This window comes from Halomicrobium sp. IBSBa, assembly GCF_017612575.1.
Lineage (GTDB): Archaea > Halobacteriota > Halobacteria > Halobacteriales > Haloarculaceae > Halomicrobium.
The window spans coordinates 129054-150781 of the sequence record NZ_JADPQC010000004.1 but is presented as its reverse complement, the minus strand read 5'-3'; the positions used below and the strand labels follow the sequence as shown (position 1 = coordinate 150781).

Sequence of the window (21728 nt, the reverse complement as noted above, 5' to 3'; positions counted from 1 at the left end):
TCCATTGTCCTAATACAAGCATGATTGATTTCGGTGGCGGCAAAAAAGCTTCGCCCGGGCGGGCGGGCGAACTCGGGTTCGCCGACATCGTGGGCCAGGCGGAGCTCAAAGAGGCGCTGTTGACCGTCGCGGCCAACGACGACCTCGACGGACTGCTGATTCAGGGCGAGAAGGGCACCGCCAAGTCGACGGCTGTGCGGGCGCTCGCCGCGTTGCTCCCCGACCAGACCGCCGTCGCCGACTGCCCGTACGGCTGTCCGCCGGACGAGCCCGACCGCCAGTGTGAGGACTGTCGCGAGCGAACCGATCCGCCGACCGAGCAGCGTCCGGTCCCGCTCGTGACTCTCCCGCTCGGCGCGACCCGCGAGCGCGTCGTCGGGACCCTCTCGGTCGCCGACGCGCTCGCTGGCGACTACGAGTTCGACCCCGGCCTGCTGGCGCGAGCGAACCGGGGCATCCTCTACGTCGACGAGGTGAATCTGCTGGACGACCACCTCGTCGACGTGTTGCTGGACGCCGCAGCCAGCGGCACCAACCGCGTCGAGCGCGACGGCGTGAGCGTCGCCCACCCCGCCGACTTCACCCTCGTCGGGACGATGAACCCCGAGGAGGGCGAACTACGGCCCCAGCTACGGGACCGCTTCGCGCTCCAGGCGACCGTCACGGGTGCCGACGACCTCGACGACCGGGTCGCGATCATCGAGCAGGCGCTTGCAGACGGCGACGACGGCGACCGGCAGACCGACGTTTCCGACGACGAGCGCTGGACCCAGCTCCGCGAGGCCCGAGCGGGGCTGTCGGCGGTGACGCTGCCCCCCGAGTTCACCACCGAGATCGCCGAGCTGTGCCGCGACGCGGGCGTCGACGGCCACCGCGCGGACATCGCGACGGCCCGCGCCGCTCGCACCCTCGCGGCACTCGACGGCCGCGCGAAGGTCCTCGAATCCGACGTACGGCGGGCGGCCGCTATGGCCCTGCCCCACCGACTCCGATCGCGCCCCTTCGAGGACGCGCCCGACGCCTCAGAGCTGCTGGACGACCACTTCGACGACGAGAGCGGCGGTGAGTCCGAGCGAGACGAGACCGACGCGGACGGCGACGGAGACCCGAGTGAGGACGAGGGGGAGGGTGGTGGCGACGCTGACGGCGAGGCCACAGACGAGGAGAGCGCGGACGACACTGCCGACGAAGAGAGTGCAGGCGACACGTCGGACGGCGACGAGGGGCAGACACAGCAGCCGGCGGCCGACGACGGCGAAGACGACGCCCCGTCACCGCCGCCCGGCTCCGAGGCCGGCGACGCCGGGGACGCCTCCGGCGAGGACGAGTCCGGCGGCGAGAGCGACGAACAGACCGAGGGGACGCCGCTGGTGCCCGGCCAGTCTCCGACGCCGGTCGGCGAGAGCGACGCGCCCGACCTCAGCCCGCCCGAGGCCGTCGCCGAGGGCCGGGCCGGCGGCGGACGCGGTTCGGTCACTCCCGCCGTCGACGGGGAGGGTGCGCGGGTCAGGACCCAGCGCGCGGACTCGGACCGCCAGATCGACGCCGCGGCCTCGGTCCGGGCCGCGACCGCACGAGGCAACTCCGGCGTCGACTCTCGCGACCTCCGCCAGTCGGTCCGGGAACGGGACAGCGCCGTGCTCGTGGTCTTCGCCGTCGACGCGAGCGCGTCGATGCGGCCGGCGATGCGGGCCGCGAAGGGGACGGTGCTGGAACTCCTGAAAGACGCCTACCAGGAGCGCGACGAGGTCGCGTTCGTGACCTTCGCCGGTGAGGGGGCCGACGTGCTCTTGCCCCCGACCGACAGCGTCACGCTCGCGGCCAGACACCTCAAGGACCTCCCGACGGGGGACCGGACGCCCCTGCCGGCGGGACTGCGCGCTGCCGGCGACGTGATCCGGCGGGCCGATCCGGCCGCCAGCGTCGTCGTCCTCGTGACCGACGGGCGAGCGAACGTCGCCGACGGGAGCCCGACCGAGGCGACCCGCGACGCGGCTCGCGAGATCGCCGCGCGCGGAAGTTCCGTCGTGGTCGTCGACGCCGGAGACGACGGCGACACCGGCCTCACGGGGCTGATCGCCGACGAGACCGACGGCCGGTGCGTGCCCCTGGACGCGCTCTCGGCCGAACGGATCGACGCTGCCGCCGGAGCCGCCAGCACAAACGAGATTTAACAGAGACGAAAGTTTTACAATCTCGTTTGTGTTTAGTCAATCGTGGTTTCAATGACGACTACTACCGACACCGTCTCGGGTCGCGTCGCACAGGCACAGACGGAACTGACCCCGACACAGTTACTCGCCGGCATCGCGCTCGTGGCCGCGCTTGGTTTCGCGCTGGTCTTCCTCCAGGCACCGATGGCCCACGACTCGATGCACAACTTCCGACACGCGGCGGGGGTCGTCTGTCACTGATCATGCTCGCCGAATACATCCTCCGCGGCGCGAAAGCGGGGCTGGTCGCGGGCCTGCTGTTCGGACTGCTCGTCGCTCTGGTCGCCAATCCGCTCGTCGCCGCGGCCGACACGCACGGCCACGCCGAGGCCGGAACCTCCGGCGAACACGCCGAAGCGGGCCACGCCGAGGGAGAACACGCCGAAGAAGGCCATGCCGAGGGAGAACACGCCGAAGAAGGCCACGCCGAGGGGGAACACGCCGAAGCGGGCCACGCTGAGGGTGAACACGCCGAAGAAGGCCACGCCGAGGCCGGCGGCCACCACGAGAGCGCCGTCTCGGCGACGGTGACGAACGTCGTGAGCGTCGGTGCCAGCGTGCTGTGGGGCCTGTTGCTCGGGACGGTCGTGTTCGGCGTCGCCGGCTACGTCCTCGAACCGATCGTTCCCGGCGAGGGGGCCGTCCAGAGCGCGCTGCTCGCGGTCGGTGGCTTCGTCACCGTCTCCGGCGCGCCGTGGCTCCTCCTCCCGCCGTCGCTTCCGGGCGTCGAACGCGCCATCCCGACGGACACCGGGATGGTGCTCTACGCCGGCATGATGGTCGCTGGCGCGGTCGTCTGCCTGCTGTCTGCGGTGTGCTACGACCGACTGCGCGACCGGTACGGTCGCCCCGCGGCGGCGGTCGCCGCGCTGGTCCCGTTCGGGCTGCTCGCGGTTCCGGCCACGCTCACGCCGCTCGGACCGGCGACCGGCTCGCTCTCACCGGCCCTCGCCGACGGACTGCTCGGGACGGTCGTCTTCGGCCAGCTCCTCCTGTGGACGGCCCTCGCCGCGACGCACGCGCGACTGGGCGGTGACGATCCGTCGCGACCGGCGACCCCGTCCGCACGGACAGACGCCACCTTCACCGCGGACTGATGGAGGAACGCACGGCCGAGGTCCACGAGCGAGGCTTCTCCGATCACGTCCTCGTCTGTACGAACGGCCGAGAGGAGCACGCCTGCTGTGGCGAGGCCGGCGGCGAGGCAGTTTTCGACGCCGTCGTCGAGTGGCTCCGCGAGCGCGATCTGCTGTGGTCGCGCGTCTACGTCGCCGAGACGGGCTGTCTCGGACTCTGTAGCGCCGACGGCGCGGCGATCGCGGTCCACCCCCGGAGCAACTGGTACGCCGACGTACGGCCCGACGAGGTGGCCGCGTTGCTGGCCGAGGAGTTCGGTCCCGACGGGTCCCGGCTCGGCAGCGACTGATTTCGTCCTCACGAATAGCTTCACCCGACCGGCGTGACGAGACTGCTTCGAGATAGCGTGTCGCGGAGAAACTGCCGGGCGGGCTACCGGCGCTGTGGACTGCTCGCCGACTGGCTTCTCGCCGCACGATCGACGAAGAGACGATACGCACCGCGCTCGGTGCCGTCGTCGTGGTAGACGACCGGCTCTTCGACGGCGACCACGCGGTCTCCGTCGACCGCGACCGCAGTGACGATGCCGTCGGTCTCGCGGCTCGCTACCGGGCCGTCCCGAGCCGACAGCACCCGGAGGCCGTGGCAGTCGACATCGCGCGTCCGGAAGTGCTGTGCGCCCGGCACGACCACGTGACGGTCCGTGACGGCGATCTCGCCGGCAAATCCGCCCACGTCGGCCGACCACCGACGTTGGCCGTCCGGTCCGTAGCCGAAGGCGGTGTGTTCTGCGGGGTGGAGAGCGTCGGTCTCGCGACTGTCGACGGCGTAGGTGTTGCCGGTGACGAAGACGGCCGCCTCGCTGCCGGCGGCGACGTGGTTCGGGTACGCGTACAGCGTCTCGTCGCCGACCGTCGTCCGCGTCGCCAGCTCGGCGCGCCACCGGACGGTGCCGCCGTCGTCGAGGCGGTAGCCACAGTAGTCGCCGTGACTCGCGACGACGGCACCGTCCTCGACGAGCGCGGCGTCACCGACCCGTCGCTGTCCGTCGCCGCCGGGATCCCACTGCCAGTGGCTCGTCCCGCGTTCGGCGTCGAGGACGACGAGACCCTGCTGGTGGTCACCGGGACAGCGGTTGTACGCGACCGCGAGGCGGTCGTCTCGCCGGTCGAGGCTGATCGGCGACGCGTCGGCCTCGAACTGCCAGCGTCGCGTCCCGTCGTCGGCGAACGCGGAGACGACGCTCCGAAACGAGCGTCGGTCGCCGTCGCGCTCGTAGCGGCGGGCGGCGACGTACGCGCGGTCCTCGTCGGTCACGATGTCGGCGACGAACGGCAAGAAGAACCGCGTCTCTCTCTGTGGCTCGCCGATCTCTGTTGCCGTCGCGTGCTGCCAGCGCCGTCGACCCGTCGCCGCCTCGTAGCACCGGACTCGCCCGTCTGGGCCTCGCTCACCGGCCAGCACCGCGTCACCGAACGCCGCGAGCGCGACCACGGCAGCGTCGGACTCCTCGCCGTCCGCGCGCCACTGCTCTGTCAGGGTGGCGTGGTCGAACGCGATCACGTCGCCCGTGGCCGTTCCGACGACGACCAGCTCTCCCGTCAGCGCGACTGCCGAGCGCCGGCCGGCGTGGCGCGACCGCGCCGGGGGTGGATCGCCGAGGCCGACCGACTGTGGCTCCGGCCGGTCACTCATCGACCGGGAAGGCTTCGTGGAGCACGTCGTGGGCCTCGCCCAGTCCGTCGAGGACGCTCTCGCCCTGGCTCGTCAGCCGGTGGACCGCCCGCTCGGCGTCCCGGACCGCGACGAGTCGCCCTCGCATGTAGTCGTACTCCTGGCTCTCCGGGTCGGCCTCGGCGATCTCGGCTTCGAGATCGACCAGCGCCGCGTCGAGGTGGCGCTCGATGGCCGAGAGCGACTGGGCCTCGGCCAGCGCCTCGATCGGTCCGTCGAGTTCGCCCTCGAGCTCTCGCTCCGCGTGCTCGCGCGCGTGTTCGTCTTCACTTCCCAGTACGTTCATCAGTCCGAGTCGGAGTGCTTCGATTTCGTAGCAGCTCATTGTGAGAGTGTTTGATCGACGAGTTCCGAGACGATGCGATCACGGTCGAGGTGCGAGGAGACGATCCGTTCGGCGTCGTCCTCGCCGACGCCGCCGTACCAGACGCCGTCGGGGTAGACGGCGACCATCGGCCCCTCGCCACAGCGACCGAGACACGAGGAGCGGGTCACGCGGGCGTCACAGGCCTCCGAGTCGCGTTCGGCCTGCCGGAGCCGCTCCAAGACGGCGGCCGAGCCGTCGGCCGCGCAGGTCTGGTTCGTACAGACGGCGACGTGTTTCTCCGGGGCGTCGTGTGCGTGGGGTTCGTCGTCGACGTTCTCGCGGTCGGCGTGGGTCTCCTGGTGGGTCAGCGCCCGGAGCATCGCCCGCGCGCCGCCCACGTCTTCCTCGTAGCCGTCGAGTTCGACCTTGTACTTGCAGGTGTCACAGGACATCTCGACGCTGTCGGTGCGGGCCTCCTGCCAGCGGTCGCCCAGCACGTCCAGCAGCCGCGAGTCCGTCCCGAGGGGATCGCCGGCCGCGGCGTCGACGTAGGGGTACTCCTCGTCGAACGCGTCGGCGCGGTCTCGAATCCGCTGGGTGAGGACCCCGTCGCCGAGCATGTAGGGGAGGACGACGACGCCGTCCGGTCGCCGCTTTGCGACCGTGTGCAGCGTGTCTTCCAGGAGCGGCTCGGTCACGCCGATGAAGCTCGTTTCGACGTGGTCGAATGCGCGGCCCTCGTACAGCAGGCGCGCCAGCTTGTGCGCGTCGCTGTTGGCGTCGGGGTCGCTAGAGCCCCGCGCACAGAGGACGACCGTCAGATCGTCCGCCGTGCGGTCGAGCCCGAGTTCCGCCTCGACCGTCGCCGCGCGGTCGTCCAGCAGGTCCACGATCGCCGGGTGGACACCGAGGTGTGCCCCGTTGTGGATCGTCAGGTCGGGATGAGACGAACGGGCCTGCTCGACCGCCAGCGGCACGTCGTTCTTGACGTGGCTCGCGGCAAAGAGCGAGAGCTGGACGACGGTGACCCGCGAGACCGACGCCGCCAGTCCCGCGATGGCCTCGTCGATCGAGGGCTCGGCGAGTTCGAGAAAACCCGCGTCGGTCGGCACGCCGAGGCGCTCCTCGACGGCCGCGGCCAGCTCCCGGACCTGTTCGTTCGACTTCTCTCGTCGGGAGCCGTGCCCGACCAGCAGGACGGCCTCGTCGTCGAGCGAGACCGGCGTCGCGGCGGCGTCGGCGGTCATTCCAACCCCCCCACGTCGCTCCCGGTGGCGCGTTCGACGCTGCGCCGGAGCTTCTGGCGGCGCTCCGCCGAGTAGAGTCCCGTCTCGTCGCTGCCGGCGTACACCCACTCTGCGAACGCCGCCACGTCGGCGTCGTCTGCGAGTCCGAACCAGTAGCCCCCCGAGGACGTCTCCGAGCGGTCGTCCGTCGGCACCGTCGGCGCTGCCTCGGCGAGCAGCGACTGGATCGTCGCCAGCAGGCGCTCGTCGTCGTGGACGAACGAGACCCCGACCGACCCGGCAGACTCGCGGAAACAGACCGTCCCGCAGGCCTCCAGCAGGCCACGCACCAGCGCCGCCCGCTCCTCGCTGAAGGCGTCGAAGCGGTAGCCACCGGGCTGGCCGTCAAGCGGGAGGCCGAGCGCCGCGCTCGCTCGGTCCGCGGGCGGGCCGAACACCTGGAGCTCGTATGCGTCCTCGTACCGGACGATCGAGGCGTCGTGTGCGGACTCGCGCTCTGCGACGCGGTGATCGCGGTCGGTGCGGTCGGCACCGGCGACTGCCGCCAGCGCGTCCGCAGCCGTCTCGTCGCCCGCCCGGACGGTCACGCAGTCCGCGGTGAGATCGCCGTCTCCGGCGACCCGACCCCAGAAGTACGCCGTTCCGGGCGTGACCGTCAGCAGGTCCTCGGCGACTCTCGGCGTCGTCGGGTCGGGGCTGTCGGCGTCACTCATCGTCGTCCTCCCGCACCGAGATCGCGTCGACCGGACACGCGGCCGCGGCCTGTCTGGCGTCCTCGATCCGGTCGTCGTCGAACGTCGCGACGACGGTCTCGTCGGGGTCGCTCGCTCCCGCGCCGATCGTCGCCAGCCCGTCGGCGGCCTCGACGAATCGATCGTCACGGACGAGACAGGCGAAGATGCCGTCGCAGGCCTCCCGGTCGAGCGCCACGCGGTACTCAGTAGTCATACTTGGACTCGTACCCCCGCGGCGTCACCATCCGGTCGTCCCAGACGTAGGTGTCCTCGTTGCCCACGAGGATGGTCGTCGTCATGTCGATCAGGTCGGTCTCGCCGAGGTCTTCGAGGTCGCCCAGCTCGACGATCTCGACGGCCTCGTCCTCGCGGCCCGCGCCGTGGACGATCCCCACGGGCGTGTCGGGCTCGCGGTGTTCCAGCAGAATCTCACAGCACCGCTGGAAGTTCTCCCGTCGCTTGCGGCTCCAGGGGTTGTAGATGGCGATCGTAAAGCCCTCGCCAGCGACGGCGTGCAGGCGCGACTCGATGGTCTCCATGGGCGTCAGGTGGTCAGACAGCGAGACGCTGACGGTGTCGTTGACCAGCGGCGCGCCCAGCCGTGCGCCACAGGACTGGGCCGCGGGCACGCCGGGGACGACCTCGAAGTCGACGGCGCTCGCCGTCCCGCCCTTCGATTCGAGGATCTCCAGTGCGAGGCCGGCGAGCGCGTAGACGTTGGGGTCGCCGCTGCCGATGATCGCCACGTCGTTGCCCGCCAGCGCGCGGTCGATGGCCTCCTCCGTCCGAGAGACCTCGCCACACATCGGCGTGTCGTACAGTTCCTCGGCCGACTCGGTGACCTCCTCGGGCAGCAGGTCGACGTAGGTCGTGTAGCCGACGATGTGTTCCGCTTCGAGCAGCGCGCCCCGCGCTCGCTGGGTCATCCCCTCTGGCTGGCCGGGACCGAGCCCGACCGCCACGAGGCGACCGGGCGCTGCGTCGAAGTCGTCGACGGTCGCGCCGACCTTCTCGTCGGTCGTCGAGTCCGAGCCGCCACAGCCGGAACTGGACGACGAGCTGTCGGTGCTCGCGCCGCACTTGGACGTACTGTCGTCGCTCCCTGCGTCGGTGCTGCTGGCACCGCACTTCGATTCTGCGTCTGTGCTACTCGCGTCGGTGGTGTCGTCAGTGCTCATTGTCAGAAGTCGTCGACGTCACGCCCGCCGCGCGGGGTGACGAGGTGTTTGCCGTAGTCGTTCTCCCAGACCTCGGTCTCGTGGTTGCCCACGAGGATCGAGGTGCCCATGCCGCCGACCTCGTCGTCGTGGTCGGTCGCTGCGCCAAGCGTCGTGATCGTGTGGGTCTCGTCCTCCAGATTCCGACCGGCCGCGCCGCGGCCGGCGTCGTTGAAGATGCCCACCGGCACGTCGTCGGCCCGCTCCTCTCTGAGCACCTCGATGGCGCGCTCGTAGTCGCGCCAGCAGTTGTAGAGGACGACGACGAAGCCACTGATCGCAGCGGCCCGGAGCTTCTCTTCGATCTCGTCCCAGCCGCGCCACTTGTCGGACAGCGAGATCGTACAGAAGTCGTTCGAGAGGGGCGCACCGAGGTTGGCCGCGCCGCCGAGCGCCGCCGTCACGCCGGGGACGACCTCGATGGGCACGTCGGTCGCGCCCTCGGCCTCGGCCATCGTGTACAGCAGATCGCTCTTGCCGTAGACGTTCGGGTCGCCACCGGAGACGTGGGCCACGTCCTGGCCGTCGCGGACCCGCTCGAAGGCCTCGCTGGCGAGTTCGATCTGGCGACCCATCGAGGACCGTACGAGCTCCTGGCGGGTCCCGTTCGGTCGTTCGAGGAGGGTTCCCGACTCGCTCTCGGTCCCGCCGTCGGACCTGTGGCCCGACGAGGTTCCGCTCGCTTCGCTCGCGGAACCCCCGTCTGCGGCCGCCTCGACCGCCGCGCTCTCCGGGGGCAGGGTCCCGTCCTTGCGGAGGAACTCCTGGTAGAGGTTGGAGGCGATGACGCAGTCCGCGGTGCGGATCACGTCTTTCGCTTCCTGTGTCATCGCGTGGGGGAGGCCGGGACCGATGCCGACGACGGAGAGGGTCCCGTGGTCGTCTGGGGGTTCGCTCGCGGGTCGGCTCTCGCCGCTCGCGTCCGAGTTGTCGGGCGACTCGCCCGCCATCCTACCGCCCCACCGCCACGGTGACGGCGTCGTCGAAGCGCTCCTTCTCGCGGGCGAGGTCGTGCTCTCGGCCGCCCGCGATGGCCGAGGCCTCCGCGATGCCCGGCCAGCCGATCAGTTCCTTCGACCGGGAGGGCGAGGGGCCCTCGAACGCTTCTAGGGTCTCTTTCTCGAAGAGGACGACGCCGGCCCCGATCTCCTGGGCGGCCTCGTAGAGGCCGTCTTCGCCCTCCTTGCGGGTCCCGGTCGCGACGAACTCCACGTCCGAGCGGTCGAGTCCCAGATCGTCGAGCGCGGCGTCCCAGGCGTCGAGCACCTGCTGGCTGTCGACGCCCGAGACCGTTCCGGTCCCCAGCACCACGCCGTCGTCTTCGTTGCGCTTGAGCACGGTCACGTCGTCGCCCACGAGGACGGCTTTCGGGCCGTCGAGGCGGGCGACGGGACCCAGTTCCTCGTTCAGCACCGCGAGGTTCGTCGCCACCGTCGAGTCGCCGTTGACGACGTGGGTGTCCAGCGCCTTGGCCTTGCTCTCGACGCCCTGCTTGCCCGCCGCCTCGCTCGCGGTCGTCATCGCCGGGACTGCGCCCAGTTGCGCGAGGTCGTTGGCGACCTGATTGGCACCGTGGTGGCCCCCGGTGATCGGGATGGCCCACGTCAGGGCTTCGTCGATCACGACGATCGCGGGATCGTCCCACTTGTCGTCGAGCAGCGGCGCGGTCTTTCGCATCGCGATGCCGGAGGCCATCAGGCCGACGAAACAGTCGTACTCGCCCCAGTACTCCTCGAACACGTCGCCGTGGTACTCGACGATGTCGACGGTCTCGTAGTCGTCGCCGATCTCGGCGACGATCTCGCGTGCGGTGTCGAGCTTGCGCTCGAAGCTGATGATCGCGATCTCCTCGGCCACTTCCCCGTCTGAGTCGGGCGTCGAACAGTGGCCGCTCGATCCGTCGCTCGATGCGTCCGTCTCGGTGTCGTCGTTGTCGATGCTCATTGTCAGTCGTCTGCCTCGCTCTCGCTTTCGTCGCGATTCGCCCAGCCGTCGTACAGGTAGGACCGTTCGTAGCCCGCCTTCCGGGCCGCGTCGCCGATCACCACCAGCGCCGAGGCGCGGTAGCCGGCGGCCTCGACGCGGTCGCCGATCGTCTTGACAGTCCCCTCGATCACGTCCTCGTCCGGCCAGGAGGCGTGATAGACGACGGCGACGGGCGTGTCCGGGTCGTGGCCGTCGTCCAGCAGGCGGTCCATCGTCTCGGCGACGGCGTGAGTCCCCAGATAGAGGCAGGTCGTCACGTCGCCCATCTCGACGAACTCGCTGATGTGGTCGTCCTCGGCGTCGAGGGTCTTGCCCTGCGGACGGGTGAAGGCGACGTGGTTCGCCACGCCGTTCAGGGTCAGCTGGGTCCGCAGCGTCGCACTCGCCGCGAACGCCGAGGTCACGCCGGGGACGATGTAGGTCGGAACGCCCTCGTGTTCCAGCGCGTCCATCTGTTCCAGCGCCGCGCCGTAGATCGCCGGATCGCCGCTGTGGAGCCGCACCACGTCTCGTCCGTCCTCGTAGGCGTCTCGCATCAGCGGCACCAGCTCTTCGAGGTCCTTGCCGATGCTCGAAACCTGCTCGGCGTCCGCACAGTAGGCGTCGAGCAGCTCGCTGTTGACCAGTGAGCCGGCGTGGACGACCAGATCGGCGTCCTCGACGAGCTCCCTGCCGGTGACCGTCAGCAGTCCCGGATCGCCGGGGCCGGCACCGACGAAGGGGATCCCGTCCTGTACGTCGCCAGCGGCGTGGGCCTGGATCCGGTCGTCGCGGTCCGCGCGGTCGTCTGCGGCCGCGTCGATCGCGTCCTGTGGGTCCGTCATCGCTGTCCCCCCGCAGACACGTCGGCGCTGGCATCGCCGTCGGTCGTCTCGACGGCCGTCCCGGCCTCCCCTCGCTCGTCTGCCGTCTCGAAGGTCGCCGTCGCCGGTTCGGCGTCGAGTTCTCGCTTCTCGGCGTAGGCCAGCGTGTAGTAGTCCCGTTCCGTGAGTTCCTCGGGGTCGTCGGTGACGACCGTCTCGCCCTGTTCCATGTAGAGCCGGCGGCCGTAGACGACATCGTAGCCGGCGTCGACGAGTCGCTCGTGGGTCGCCGGCACGTCCGTCACCTTGAACAGCACCATCCGATCTGGCCCGGTCGGGGCCGCGCCGCGGGCGGCCTCGTGGAGCGTGAGGCTCGCGCCGGCCGCCACTTCGACGCCAAGCGCCGTCGTGAACGCGCTGACGGCGCTGACGCCGGGGACCGTCTCGACGGTCACGTCGGGGTGGAACGCGTCCAGCGTCCGGCGCAGGTGGCCGAACGTCGAGTAGACGTTCGGGTCTCCGAGCGTCACGAACGCCGCCGTCCCGTCGCGGGCTCGCGGTGCGATCTCGGCGGCGGCCGCCTTCCAGGCCCGGCGGAGTTCGTCCTCGTCGCGGGTCATCGGGAAGTCGAGGTCGCCGATTCGGTCCTCGTCGACGTACGTCGTCGCGACCGACCGCGAGAGCCTGCCGGGCGTATACACCACGTCGGCGGTTTCGAGGACCTCGCGCCCGCGCACGGTCACGAGGTCGGCGTCTCCGGGGCCGAGCCCGACGCCGTAGAGGGTCACTGCTCTCCCTCCCGGTTCCCCGCGCCGCCGACGAGCATGTACACCGGGTTCTCGGCGTCGAAGCTCGTCGCCCCGGCGAGTTCGTAGCCGTGACTCACCTGGAACTGGACGACCTCGTCGAGGAGTTCTCGCTCGCGGAACGCCGCCGTCGCGGCACCCGCCACTTCGAGCCGCGAGACGTTCATCACGACGCGGTCGACCTCGGTCTCGACGGCGTGGTCGAGGATCGCCTCGTAGTTCCGACTCCCGCCCAGAAAGAGCGCGTCGGCGTCGTCGGGGAGTCCGTCGGGGGCCTCGGCCTCGCGGACGGTCACGTCGACGGCCGCGTCGTTGGCCGCGAGGTTCTTGCGCGTCGTTGCAACCTTACTTGCCTTGCGTTCCAGTGCGGTGACCCGTCCGGCGCGGCGACTCGCCTGGATCGTCACGGCACCGGTACAGGAGCCGACTTCCGCGAAGTGGTCGTCCGGGCCGAGAGCGAGCTTGTCGAGCAGGACGGCCCTGACTTCCGGCTTCGTCGGGCCTGCCTTGGCGTCGTGAGGAAGCGATACGTGCGCCATCGGCGAACACAAAGCTCGTTGCGCGTAAAACAATTTTGATTGTTTTACCCCAAGGGAACTTTCCCTGTGCCGGTCCCGACGGCGGCCCTAGTTTCCCCGCTCGATCTGTTCGTGGATCTCGACGACGCTCTCGAAGTCGTCGATCTCGGCTTCGAGCTGGCCGCGGAGTTCGCTCGCCCGCCGCTTTAGCTCCTGGTACTCCTCGCTGTCGGCCAGTTCGTACTCGGGGTGCTCGGATTCGAGCACGTCGAGTTTCGACCGGAGTTCGAAGAACTCGTCGAGTCGCTCGTCGGGCTCTCGATCGACGTGCTGGGCGATCGTCTCGCGTAGCGTCTCGTTGTCGATCGGTTTCGTCAGGTAGTCGTCGAAGTCCATCTCCAGAATGTTGAGGTCCGGACCGACGGCGGTCGCCATGATCACGGGACAGTCGTACCCTCGCTCGCGCAACTCGGCGAGCACTTCGTCGCCGTGCATCTCCGGCATTCGCCGGTCGAGCAACACGGCGTCGATGTCCTCGTCGATGGCATCGAGCGCGGCGGCTCCGCCGATCGCGACGCGTGTCTCGAACGCCTCGTCGAGGGCGAGCGCGTACGTCTCGGCCACGCTCTCCTCGTCTTCGACGACGAGGACGAGCGACTGGTGATCCGTTCGTGCCACGTCTGTAGTCGTAGGGACCCTGACGCAAAGAAGCTGACTGCAGTCGGGACACTCCCTCGTGGCGTCCTCGGTCGCCGTCGATTCGCATCGCCTTTCTCGTCACGAAACCACCACGAGCGTTCCGGTGATTTGATAGTGTCCGGCAGTCGGATACCCTATAGTGATGTACGGGCGTGGTCGGCCGTGAGCTGGGGCGTCGACTGGCGGGCCAGCACGAGCCTCGTCGGCACCGTCGTGAAGTACCTCTCGTTGACGATGCTGGTGCCCCTCGTCGTCGCCATCATCTACGGCGAGGACATCGCCGTCTTCGTCGTGTCGATCGCCGCCACCGCCGTACTTGGACTGGCACTCGAACAGCTCGATCCAGAGCCTGACGTCGGCCCCCGCGAAGCGCTCGTGTTGGTCTCGTTCGCGTGGCTGGCCGCGGCCGTCGTCGGGACGATCCCCTATCTGATCGCCGGGAACGGCATCCCGTTCGTGATGGCCCCGAGCGCGCCCGCGTCGACGCTGGCCAATCCGGTCAACGCGCTCTTCGAGTCGACGAGCGGCTTCACGACGACGGGGGCGACGGTGCTGGGCGAGATCAGCACGGATCGCCACTCTCACGCGGTGATGATGTGGCGACAGCTCACCCAGTGGCTGGGCGGCATGGGGATCATCGTCCTGATGATCGCGATTCTGCCGGAGCTGGCGGTCAACGGCGCACAGCTGATGCAGTCTGAGGCCCCCGGTCCGGAACTCCAGAAGCTCACCCCCAAGATCGTCGAGACGGCCCGCGCGCTGTGGCTGATCTACTTCGGCTTCACGGTGCTGTACGTCGTCGCGATGTACGGCCTCCAGTTCGTCGGGCTGGCCGAGAACATGACCCTGTACAACGCGATTTCCCACGGGTTCTCGACGATGCCGACTGGCGGCTTCTCGCCCGAGGCCGACAGTATCGCCGCGTTCAAACCGATCGTCCAGTGGGTCGCGATCCCGTTCATGGTCGCGGCTGGTGTCAACTTCGCCCTGTTCTGGCACGTCGTCCGCGGCGAGTTCCGATCGCTTCTCGAAGACACGGAGTTCCGGGCCTACGCCGGCGCGACGGCGGTACTGATCGCCGTGCTGTCGGCGCTCCTGTTCCGCGGGGCCGCACCGCCGCTCGAACTCGGCGGGACGACGGCCGGCGCGACCGAGAACGCGCTGCGCCAGGCGGCATTCCAGATCGCTTCTCTGCTGAACTCGACGGGATTCGCGACCAGCGACTTCGCCCAGTGGGACGACCACACGAAGATCTTCCTGCTGTTTACGATGTTTATCGGTGGCTCGGCCGGATCGACCGGCGGGGGCGTGAAAGTCGTCCGGTGGCTCGTCGTGTTCAAAGCGGTCCGTCGAGAACTGTTCACGACGGCGAATCCAAACACCGTTCGTCCGGTCCGGCTCGCGGGACAGGTCGTCGACGAGGACGCGATCCGTGGCATCATGGGATTTACGCTGTTGTACTTGGTGCTGTTCGGTATCAGTGCAGTCTTCCTCGGTCTCGATTCTGCGCGAGTGGGGTACGACCTGACCGTCCTCGAGTCGGTCAGTGCCTCACTGGCAGCACTGGGAAACATCGGCCCGGGATTCGGCCGTCTGGGGCCGTTCGGGAGCTACCTCGATCTCCCGGGCACCTCGAAGCTGTTGATGGTGTTCCTGATGTGGATCGGCCGCCTCGAGATCGTCCCCGTACTCGCGCTGTTCGTCGGCCGCCTGGACCGATCGTAGCGGGTCCGTAACGTACTTGCCGACACCTCCGGAAGGTTGTGGAAATGACACGGGAGTGGACCGTATGCGCGTGATCGTCGTCGGGGCCGGTGAGGTCGGCCGCTCGATCGCCGCGAACCTCGCCGACGGACACGACGTCGTGGTCGTCGAACGCGACGCCGAACTCGTCGAAGAACTCACCTACTCGCTGGACATTCTCGCGATCGAGGGGGACGGTACCAAACTCGACGTTCTCCGAGAGGCCGGCGTCGAAGAGGCCGATATGCTGATCGCCAGTACCGACATCGACGAGACCAACATCGTCGCCTGCGGTGCGGCAAAGGCGATCTCTGACGCGTTCACCATCGCGCGGGTGAAGCGCCGGGACCTCCTGGAGACGTGGCAAAACACGAACCGGGCGTTCGATGTCGACTTCATGGTCAGCTCCGACCTGCTGACCGCAGAAGCCATTTTCCGTATCTCCGGCGTGCCCGGTGCCCAGGACGTCGACACGTTCGCGGGCGGAATCGTCCGGATGGCGGAGTTCGAGATCGACGAGGACAGTCCGGTCACTGGCCAGTCCGTCAGAGAAGCGGACCGCTACGCGTCGCTGACGTTCGCCGCCCTGTTCCGAGACGAGACGGTCATCATTCCGACCGGCGACACCGTCATCGAGATCGGCGACCGGGTGGTCGTCATCGGGAGCCCGGATTCGATCGCCGACTTCGCGACCGACACGGTCTGTGCGGGCGACGAGAACGGGGCCGACTCGGTCGTCATCGTCGGCGGCAGCAAGATCGGGTTCCAGGTCGCGCGCCTGTTCGAAGAACACGGCTACTATCCACAACTGATCGAGCGCGACGAGGATCGGGCCCGCGAACTGGCCGAACAGCTCCCGAACACGACCGTCCTCCAGAGCGACGCGACCGATTCGGAGTTTCTCCTCCAGGAGCGCGTCGACGAGGCAGACGTCGTCGTCGCTGCCCTGGAAAGCGACGAGAAGAACCTGCTCGTCTCGCTGCTGGCAGAGCGCATCGGCGTCGACCGAACGATCGCCGTCGTCAACCAGGTCGAGTACGCCGACCTGTTCGAGACCGTCGGCGTCGATATCGCCGTCAATCCCCGCGAGGAGACGGCCGAGGAGATCGTCCGTTTCACGCGGGACAACCGAACCGAGAAGATCGCAATGCTCGAACACGACCTGGCGGAGGTCGTCGAGATCGAGATCGAGTCCGACAGCGTGCTCGCGGGTCGTCGGATCGCCGATGCCGTCCAGGACCTCCCGCCGGGCGTCGTCGTCGGGGCGGTCTCCCGCAGCGGCACACTCGTGACGCCACGGGGCGATACGACGATCGAAGTCGGTGACCACGCTATCGTGTTCGTCGAATCGGCAATCGTCGACGAGGTCAGCGCGATTATCTGAGCCGTCGTCGCCCCGGTGGGTCACGGTCGCCGGCCGCTAGTCTCGCCGTCCCAACCAGCCTCGTGGGGCCTCGGGGGTGTCCTCACTCGTCCAGCGTCGCCTCGGTGTCGATGCCGTACACGCGGGCGGGCGTCTCGACGTGCGCCCGGCGGACGGCCTCGTCGTGGCCCTCTTCGAGGAGCCACCGGACCCGCCGCGGGACGGTCTTCGGTCCCAGCACCGCGCCGGGACGGTCGGGGTCGTCGATGTAGTCGGTCTCCATCAGGAACGGCTCGCCCGTCTCGACGGCGTCTGCGATGTCCTCGGTGTTCGCGATGACGCTCTTGACCGGGCCGCGGACGCGGCCGTTCGAGTAGTGTTTGACGACCTGCTCGCGGGGCAGCCCCTCGCTCTCGGCCCACTCGGCGATCTCGGTGAAGTCCTCGCCACCCTCCGTGTGGAGCTGGACGACACAGCCCACCTCGCCGGCCAGATCGAAGGCGTGGCGCATCACCGCGTTCGACGCCTCCCAGACGGCGTCGTCGACCTCGTAGTGGGGCCGTCCGGACTTGATCGCCAGCGCCGGGCCGTCGGCGACGTACTCGGCGGCCACGTCCAGCCCGGCCTGCATGATGTCCCGTGCCTCTGCGGGCGTGTAACCCTCGTCGACGAGCTGGCTGATCAGCGCCGGGTGGACCCCCAGCACGGGCCACGCCCGCCCGGGCAGGACCTCGTCGGCGGCCTCGGTCACGTCGACGGTCAGGTCGAAACACTCCCGGAAGATCGACTCGTCGGTCGCCGCCTCGACGAGGTTCCACGACGGCTTGTTCAGCACGTTCAGGTGAGTCCCGCCGTGGTCGGCGAACTCCCCGACGGCTTCGACGCCGCGGCCGTTGACCGGATCGAGGTGCAGGTGGTTGTCCAGCACCGGCGTGTCGAGTTCGTCCATACGCGGTCGTGGGGTGGACGGCCCAAAAGGAGTTCTACTCCTCCAGCGTCGTCGCGTTCTGGGCGGCGTTCCTGAGGGCGTCCGAGCGGCCGTGTTCGCCGGGCGCGATCGCCAGCGTCTGGATGCCCCGCTCGCCGACACTCTCCAGGACGGGCTTGAAGTCGGTGTCCCGCGAGACGATCGCCAGCAGGTCGATGGCCCCGTCGGCTCCCGCGGCGGTCGCGTCGACGGCCAGCTTCACGTCCACGTCGCCACTGGTGACGATGACCTCGAAGCCACGCGCCTCTGCGGCCTGGATCAGGCCCGGCGTGGCGTGTTCGTCCACGTAGAGTCGCGTGATCGCCAGCCGCCCCCACTGCTCGGCCTCCTCGCGCACGTCGTCGAGATCCACGTCGAACTCGCTGCGGAGCACGTTCGGTCCGTCGACGAACAGTCCCACCCGTGGCTCACCCGTCTCGCCGTCGTCCCCGAGGAGCCGACCCAGCAGTTTCATACCTGCCGGTCCGACCCGACGCCTAAAGGGGTTACCGCTCTGGTGGGTGATCGAATCGCCACCGCCGCTTTTTCCCAATGTCCGTCGTGCTGCCGATACGCCCGGACAGCGGAGACAGCAGCCCCATCACGACGCACGTTACGCCAATCAATCAGTACATGTCTGCACGTCGTCCGGCGGAAATTCGACGGTGACTGATGCTCGACTCGGGATGTTCCCGAACAATGATTTGCTCCAGACGTTTACCATAACCCAGTTTGCCGATTCCTCAAGTGGTTCCGGCCACTCATCGAGAGGAATCTCGAACGTGACTTGGTCCCCGTCGATCGAGTGACGAGGGCACCAGCCCTTGTTTCGCCCCTCCTCGGTGAGTCGGAGGGTGGATGCAAAGACTGTCAAAAACGTCTCGCCAGGGTCGAATTGAAGATGGTGTTCGATATCGTCGATGTAAGAGATATCGTCGTTTATCGCTTCGTTCGCATCGTCTGGCGTCTCGAAGACAGCCGCCGTAAACGGGGTATCGTCCCACCGACTCTCATCCTCGAATAGTGGTTCTTCCGTGGTAAACTGGATACGGGACTTCGAACTTGTACCTCCAAGACAGCCGGCAACGGCCGCTGTCCCTACTGTAGCGATATACTTCCTTCTTGTTGTCATTATCGATGGTTTAAATGACATTCGCAAAACTATTAAAAATACGGCATGTCTAAAGCCAGCGCTGAGATGAGAATTTAGCGCGACGGACAAGCCGCCGAAAGGCCTCGGCGCGTCGGCGGTCGCTGATCGACATGTCTGCACTTGCTGCACTCGTTTCGATAGTGGTCCATCAGGCTACTCGCGAGTGGTATAGTAACAATTGAAACGATTTACACACCGATCGCACTGCTGTCGTGCGATCGGGTGTACATGGACTTTCAATGACTACTATAAATCCGAATGAGATATTGCCTGATACTGCCGGCTGTACGTCTGTGAAGAATTTCGCGACCACGGGGTCGCGAATATCTTGAAACAGCGACAGCTGGCAGTATGAGGAAGCCCTCGATGCATCGGTAAGCCGTCTCGAAGAGCTATCGACGACATCCTCGGTTATCTCACTCGATTTCGAGCGTCCCGCTGGCCGACGCGTCGGCGTCGGCGTTCTCCGGCCACTCCAGTTCGAACTCGACGCTGAGTTCGCCGTCGGCGTCGACGGGCCCCTCCCGTTCGGCTTTCACCTCGAACTCGACAGTCTCCGGGGGCTCCATCGTCACCGACTGGTCGCCCGAACGCAGCGTGATCGGCCCGCCCTCGTCGAGGCTGTCGGCGACCCGCCGGAGGTACGTGGCAACGTCGCGCTTGCTTTGCATCGCTTCGGACTCGAAGAGGACTTCTTCTGGCATACGTCTCTGTTGGAGCCCCGTACTGATATAGTCTCACAACAGTTGAATTGGTTGACATGATCGCCCAACCCCCGTCCGTGCGACCGAGCGCGTCGACCCTCCGTGGCGACGAGAGCGGCCGGCTACGCGCTCGGGGCCGCGCCGCGGCGACGCCAGTGGAGGAACACGGGCAGGGTCAGGGCCGCGATGGCGATCTCGATCCCGCCGGTGACGAGGAAGGCGGTGACGTAGCCGGCCCGCTCCGCGACGGTGCCGCCGATCAACACACCTGCGAGGAAGCCGACGCTCCCGAAGATGTTGAACCCCGCCATGGCCGCTCCGCGTTCTTCGGGGGCTGCCAGGTCGGTCACGAGTGCCATCGTCGCCGGAGCCATCAGCGCGCCGATGATCCCCACCACGACCATACCGAGCCCGACCAGATCGATCCGGGGCGCGAGCCCCACGCCGACGACCGCGACGCCGTAGCACGCCGAGCCCGCGACGATCGGACCCGTTCGCCCGATCCGGTCCGAGAGGACGCCGAAGGGGTACTGCAGGAGCGCGAAGGGCGCGAAAAAGAGCGCGAGCACGATCCCGGTCGCGCCCGGCGAGAGGTCGAAGGCCGTCCGGAAGTACAGCGTCCCGACCAGCGCGAAGAAGCCGGCGGTAAAGCGGTCGATGAAGCCGTAGGCGTAGGGGACGACCAGCCGCGGCCGTGCGGTGACGCTCTCGACGGCTGCGCCGAGGCCGCGCCGGTCCGTCGGCGCTCGGTCGGTCACCGTCACGGCCAGGACCGCGCTACAGGTCAGGAGGACGCTCGCGCCCGCCACCGGGACCAGCGGGCCGATCTCGTACAGCTGCCCGCCCAGTGGCGCACCCAGTGCCGTTCCCGAGCCGATGGCGATCCCCGCCGCTCCCATGTTGCGGCCGTGGCCCCCGCCCAGGTCCATCAGCATCGTCATCGCCAGCGAGAACGCACCGATCGTCATCGCTCCCTGGGCGATCCGCAGTCCGAGGACGGTCAGGAAGGCGGGGCCGAGCCGGGGGGCGACCAGCAACGCGGCGTAGCCAGCCGCGCCCCCGAGGGCACCGGCGACGATGTAGGGCACCCGCCTGCCGGTCGCGTCGCTTGCGAGCCCCCAGACGCCGGCACAGAGCACGAAGGCACCGAACTCGGCGGCGAGAAACCACATGCTGGCCCGGAGGTCGGTCGTCGCCCCCAGCGCAGCCACGAGCCTGTCGATGCCCGGGTAGAGCAACACCTGCGCCAGCAACACCAGGAACACGACGCCGGCCAGCGCCCCCCGCGCTCGTCGCTCGCTCACGGTCGCCGATTGGGTCGCGAGGATAATACGAATGTCGGGTTCGGACCGCCCGCGGGCGAACTACCGGCCGGGACGGGCGCGAGCCAAACCGTTTTCCGTCGGACTCTCTGGGCTGTGGCTATGGACCTCTCAGTTGTCGACCTCTCGCCGGTCCCGAACGGCGGCACCGCGACCGACGCCTACGCCAACACCGTCGCGGCCGCACAACAGGCCGAACGACTCGGCTACTCCCGGTTCTGGGTGGCCGAGCACCACGGGATGGGCGACCGGCTCGCCGGCACGACGCCGGAGGTGTTGCTCGGCCACCTGGCCGCCGAGACGGCGGAGATCCGCCTCGGATCGGGCGCGGTGTTGCTCAACCACTACAGTCCGTTCAAGGTCGCCGAGCAGTTCGGCGCGCTGGACGGGCTCGCGCCCGGTCGGATCGACGCGGGGCTGGGCCGGGCCAACGGCTCGCCGGCCGTCGACCGCGCGCTGGGGACCGACCGCCACGTCCAGAACCCCGACGAGGACCACGCCGAGAAGATCGAGGCGGTCGTCAACCACCTCTACGACGACTATCCGCCGGAACACGCCTACAGCGACGTCGAGATCCCGCGATCGGACGCGGCCCCTCCCGCGCCCTGGGTGCTCGGATCGAGTCCGTCGAGTGCGACGATCGCTGGCGAACTCGGTCTGCCGTTTTGCTTCGCGGCGTTCATCCGTCCGCAGTTCGCCACGCACGCCTTCGAGGCGTACCGCGAGGCCTTCCAGCCCAGCCGGCTCGCCGGTGGTATCGACGAACCCGACGGCATGATCGCGGTCAACGCGGTCGCCGCCGAGAGCGACGCCGAAGCGGCGCGGCTCCGCGCCGTGGCCGAGGCGTCGTACAAACGGATGGAGCGAGGCGTCGTCGGGACGACGCCGTCCGTCGAGGAGGCCATCGACGAACTCGGGGCCGTTCCCGAACCGACGCCGGCCACGCTCGACGACGACGAGTGGCCCCGCGCCATCTCTGGCAGTCCGGAGACGCTGGCCGGCCTGCTCGAACAGCTCTCGGATCGCGTCGGCGTCGACGAGGTGATGATCCAGCACGTCGTCGCGGACCACGACGACGCGATGCGTTCCCACGAGCTACTGGCCGAGGGCGTCGGGATCACGCCCCGGTAGCGAC

At 68.6% G+C, this 21728-nt stretch carries 24 protein-coding genes; 7 read left to right on the top strand and 17 right to left on the bottom strand.

Annotation, left to right across the window (positions count from 1 at the left end; translation table 11 throughout):
- Positions 1 to 20 precede the first annotated feature (20 nt).
- The 4 genes from IL252_RS12195 to IL252_RS12180 are packed head-to-tail and all read left to right on the top strand — an operon-like array spanning position 21 to position 3639.
- Positions 21 to 2174: an ATP-binding protein gene (locus tag IL252_RS12195; RefSeq protein ID WP_208628219.1), complete on the top strand. Its 2154-nt coding sequence runs from the start codon at positions 21 to 23 to the stop codon at positions 2172 to 2174.
- Positions 2175 to 2225: 51 nt separating this feature from the next.
- A complete protein-coding gene (locus IL252_RS12190) occupies positions 2226 to 2414 on the top strand; it encodes a CbtB domain-containing protein (protein ID WP_153553019.1) in 189 nt (62 codons plus the stop codon).
- A gap of 2 nt (positions 2415 to 2416) precedes the next feature.
- Positions 2417 to 3310 (top strand): CbtA family protein, encoded by an 894-nt coding sequence (locus IL252_RS12185; RefSeq protein WP_208628218.1) that lies wholly within the window; start codon positions 2417 to 2419, stop codon positions 3308 to 3310.
- On the top strand, positions 3310 to 3639 hold the full coding sequence (locus IL252_RS12180; protein ID WP_208628217.1) for a ferredoxin: 330 nt from the start codon (positions 3310 to 3312) through the stop codon (positions 3637 to 3639). Before IL252_RS12185 ends, IL252_RS12180 begins: the two co-directional genes overlap by 1 nt.
- Before the next feature lie 83 nt (positions 3640 to 3722).
- Here IL252_RS12180 and IL252_RS12175 read toward each other — a convergent pair whose 3' ends face one another.
- From IL252_RS12175 to IL252_RS12120, 12 genes are all read right to left on the bottom strand, one after another.
- Positions 3723 to 4985: a PQQ-binding-like beta-propeller repeat protein gene (locus tag IL252_RS12175; protein WP_208628216.1), complete on the bottom strand. Its 1263-nt coding sequence runs from the start codon at positions 4983 to 4985 to the stop codon at positions 3723 to 3725.
- A complete protein-coding gene (locus tag IL252_RS12170) occupies positions 4978 to 5349 on the bottom strand; it encodes a DUF3209 family protein (RefSeq protein ID WP_170093895.1) in 372 nt (123 codons plus the stop codon). Before IL252_RS12170 ends, IL252_RS12175 begins: the two co-directional genes overlap by 8 nt.
- Complete coding sequence (locus tag IL252_RS12165; protein WP_170093896.1) at positions 5346 to 6578, bottom strand: CbiX/SirB N-terminal domain-containing protein; 1233 nt, start codon at positions 6576 to 6578, stop codon at positions 5346 to 5348. The genes IL252_RS12170 and IL252_RS12165 overlap by 4 nt, the downstream gene beginning before the upstream one ends.
- On the bottom strand, positions 6575 to 7291 hold the full coding sequence (locus tag IL252_RS12160; RefSeq protein WP_208628215.1) for a cobalamin biosynthesis protein: 717 nt from the start codon (positions 7289 to 7291) through the stop codon (positions 6575 to 6577). Before IL252_RS12160 ends, IL252_RS12165 begins: the two co-directional genes overlap by 4 nt.
- Positions 7284 to 7526: a ferredoxin gene (locus IL252_RS12155; protein WP_208628214.1), complete on the bottom strand. Its 243-nt coding sequence runs from the start codon at positions 7524 to 7526 to the stop codon at positions 7284 to 7286. The genes IL252_RS12160 and IL252_RS12155 overlap by 8 nt, the downstream gene beginning before the upstream one ends.
- On the bottom strand, positions 7516 to 8490 hold the full coding sequence (gene cobJ, locus IL252_RS12150; RefSeq protein WP_208628213.1) for a precorrin-3B C(17)-methyltransferase: 975 nt from the start codon (positions 8488 to 8490) through the stop codon (positions 7516 to 7518). The genes IL252_RS12155 and cobJ overlap by 11 nt, the downstream gene beginning before the upstream one ends.
- A gap of 2 nt (positions 8491 to 8492) precedes the next feature.
- The gene (locus IL252_RS12145; RefSeq protein ID WP_208628212.1) at positions 8493 to 9479 is read right to left on the bottom strand and encodes a precorrin-3B C(17)-methyltransferase; all 987 of its coding nucleotides are present in this window, start codon (positions 9477 to 9479) and stop codon (positions 8493 to 8495) included.
- Between the two features lies 1 nt (position 9480).
- Entirely contained in the window at positions 9481 to 10473 is a 993-nt protein-coding gene (cbiG, locus tag IL252_RS12140; protein WP_208628211.1) for a cobalt-precorrin 5A hydrolase, read from the bottom strand.
- A 2-nt stretch (positions 10474 to 10475) separates the two neighbouring features.
- On the bottom strand, positions 10476 to 11339 hold the full coding sequence (locus tag IL252_RS12135) for a cobalt-precorrin-4/precorrin-4 C(11)-methyltransferase (RefSeq protein ID WP_208628210.1): 864 nt from the start codon (positions 11337 to 11339) through the stop codon (positions 10476 to 10478).
- A complete protein-coding gene (locus tag IL252_RS12130) occupies positions 11336 to 12106 on the bottom strand; it encodes a cobalt-factor II C(20)-methyltransferase (protein ID WP_170093903.1) in 771 nt (256 codons plus the stop codon). Before IL252_RS12130 ends, IL252_RS12135 begins: the two co-directional genes overlap by 4 nt.
- On the bottom strand, positions 12103 to 12663 hold the full coding sequence (gene cbiT, locus IL252_RS12125) for a precorrin-6Y C5,15-methyltransferase (decarboxylating) subunit CbiT (RefSeq protein ID WP_208628209.1): 561 nt from the start codon (positions 12661 to 12663) through the stop codon (positions 12103 to 12105). Before cbiT ends, IL252_RS12130 begins: the two co-directional genes overlap by 4 nt.
- A gap of 87 nt (positions 12664 to 12750) precedes the next feature.
- A complete protein-coding gene (locus tag IL252_RS12120; protein WP_208628208.1) occupies positions 12751 to 13320 on the bottom strand; it encodes a response regulator in 570 nt (189 codons plus the stop codon).
- A gap of 183 nt (positions 13321 to 13503) precedes the next feature.
- On the opposite strand from IL252_RS12120, the gene IL252_RS12115 reads away from it, so the two are divergent.
- Both IL252_RS12115 and trkA read left to right on the top strand, forming a co-directional pair.
- Positions 13504 to 15066 (top strand): TrkH family potassium uptake protein, encoded by a 1563-nt coding sequence (locus tag IL252_RS12115; RefSeq protein WP_208628207.1) that lies wholly within the window; start codon positions 13504 to 13506, stop codon positions 15064 to 15066.
- Positions 15067 to 15130: 64 nt separating this feature from the next.
- Entirely contained in the window at positions 15131 to 16468 is a 1338-nt protein-coding gene (gene trkA / locus IL252_RS12110; protein WP_208628206.1) for a Trk system potassium transporter TrkA, read from the top strand.
- 82 nt (positions 16469 to 16550) lie between these two features.
- Here the strand turns inward: trkA and IL252_RS12105 are convergent, their stop codons facing one another.
- From IL252_RS12105 to IL252_RS12085, 5 genes are all read right to left on the bottom strand, one after another.
- The gene (locus IL252_RS12105) at positions 16551 to 17396 is read right to left on the bottom strand and encodes a TatD family hydrolase (RefSeq protein WP_208628205.1); all 846 of its coding nucleotides are present in this window, start codon (positions 17394 to 17396) and stop codon (positions 16551 to 16553) included.
- 34 nt (positions 17397 to 17430) lie between these two features.
- On the bottom strand, positions 17431 to 17889 hold the full coding sequence (locus tag IL252_RS12100; protein WP_208628204.1) for an NYN domain-containing protein: 459 nt from the start codon (positions 17887 to 17889) through the stop codon (positions 17431 to 17433).
- Positions 17890 to 18036: 147 nt separating this feature from the next.
- A complete protein-coding gene (locus IL252_RS12095) occupies positions 18037 to 18546 on the bottom strand; it encodes a hypothetical protein (RefSeq protein WP_208628203.1) in 510 nt (169 codons plus the stop codon).
- A gap of 437 nt (positions 18547 to 18983) precedes the next feature.
- On the bottom strand, positions 18984 to 19271 hold the full coding sequence (locus tag IL252_RS12090) for an amphi-Trp domain-containing protein (protein WP_208628202.1): 288 nt from the start codon (positions 19269 to 19271) through the stop codon (positions 18984 to 18986).
- A 122-nt stretch (positions 19272 to 19393) separates the two neighbouring features.
- A complete protein-coding gene (locus tag IL252_RS12085; RefSeq protein WP_208628201.1) occupies positions 19394 to 20575 on the bottom strand; it encodes an MFS transporter in 1182 nt (393 codons plus the stop codon).
- Positions 20576 to 20695: 120 nt separating this feature from the next.
- Here IL252_RS12085 and IL252_RS12080 point away from each other — a divergent pair, with 120 nt between their 5' ends.
- Positions 20696 to 21724, top strand: a complete 1029-nt coding sequence (locus tag IL252_RS12080; protein ID WP_208628200.1) for an LLM class flavin-dependent oxidoreductase — start codon at positions 20696 to 20698, stop codon at positions 21722 to 21724.
- The last annotated feature ends 4 nt before the right edge of the window (positions 21725 to 21728 follow it).

What these genes read in the sequence shown, in the direction of transcription:
- IL252_RS12170 (WP_170093895.1), bottom strand. Translation starts at nt 5,349, where the DNA reads ATGAGCTGCTACGAAATCGAAGCACTCCGACTCGGACTGATGAACGTA.
- IL252_RS12160 (WP_208628215.1), bottom strand. Translation starts at nt 7,291, where the DNA reads ATGAGTGACGCCGACAGCCCCGACCCGACGACGCCGAGAGTCGCCGAG.
- IL252_RS12105 (WP_208628205.1), bottom strand. Translation starts at nt 17,396, where the DNA reads ATGGACGAACTCGACACGCCGGTGCTGGACAACCACCTGCACCTCGAT.
- IL252_RS12190 (WP_153553019.1), top strand. Translation starts at nt 2,226, where the DNA reads ATGACGACTACTACCGACACCGTCTCGGGTCGCGTCGCACAGGCACAG.
- IL252_RS12155 (WP_208628214.1), bottom strand. Translation starts at nt 7,526, where the DNA reads ATGACTACTGAGTACCGCGTGGCGCTCGACCGGGAGGCCTGCGACGGC.
- cbiT (WP_208628209.1), bottom strand. Translation starts at nt 12,663, where the DNA reads ATGGCGCACGTATCGCTTCCTCACGACGCCAAGGCAGGCCCGACGAAG.
- IL252_RS12180 (WP_208628217.1), top strand. Translation starts at nt 3,310, where the DNA reads ATGGAGGAACGCACGGCCGAGGTCCACGAGCGAGGCTTCTCCGATCAC.
- IL252_RS12090 (WP_208628202.1), bottom strand. Translation starts at nt 19,271, where the DNA reads ATGCCAGAAGAAGTCCTCTTCGAGTCCGAAGCGATGCAAAGCAAGCGC.
- IL252_RS12195 (WP_208628219.1), top strand. Translation starts at nt 21, where the DNA reads ATGATTGATTTCGGTGGCGGCAAAAAAGCTTCGCCCGGGCGGGCGGGC.
- trkA (WP_208628206.1), top strand. Translation starts at nt 15,131, where the DNA reads ATGCGCGTGATCGTCGTCGGGGCCGGTGAGGTCGGCCGCTCGATCGCC.
- IL252_RS12175 (WP_208628216.1), bottom strand. Translation starts at nt 4,985, where the DNA reads ATGAGTGACCGGCCGGAGCCACAGTCGGTCGGCCTCGGCGATCCACCC.
- IL252_RS12165 (WP_170093896.1), bottom strand. Translation starts at nt 6,578, where the DNA reads ATGACCGCCGACGCCGCCGCGACGCCGGTCTCGCTCGACGACGAGGCC.
- IL252_RS12185 (WP_208628218.1), top strand. Translation starts at nt 2,417, where the DNA reads ATGCTCGCCGAATACATCCTCCGCGGCGCGAAAGCGGGGCTGGTCGCG.
- IL252_RS12135 (WP_208628210.1), bottom strand. Translation starts at nt 11,339, where the DNA reads ATGACGGACCCACAGGACGCGATCGACGCGGCCGCAGACGACCGCGCG.
- IL252_RS12080 (WP_208628200.1), top strand. Translation starts at nt 20,696, where the DNA reads ATGGACCTCTCAGTTGTCGACCTCTCGCCGGTCCCGAACGGCGGCACC.
- IL252_RS12145 (WP_208628212.1), bottom strand. Translation starts at nt 9,479, where the DNA reads ATGGCGGGCGAGTCGCCCGACAACTCGGACGCGAGCGGCGAGAGCCGA.
- IL252_RS12100 (WP_208628204.1), bottom strand. Translation starts at nt 17,889, where the DNA reads ATGAAACTGCTGGGTCGGCTCCTCGGGGACGACGGCGAGACGGGTGAG.
- IL252_RS12095 (WP_208628203.1), bottom strand. Translation starts at nt 18,546, where the DNA reads ATGACAACAAGAAGGAAGTATATCGCTACAGTAGGGACAGCGGCCGTT.
- cobJ (WP_208628213.1), bottom strand. Translation starts at nt 8,490, where the DNA reads ATGAGCACTGACGACACCACCGACGCGAGTAGCACAGACGCAGAATCG.
- cbiG (WP_208628211.1), bottom strand. Translation starts at nt 10,473, where the DNA reads ATGAGCATCGACAACGACGACACCGAGACGGACGCATCGAGCGACGGA.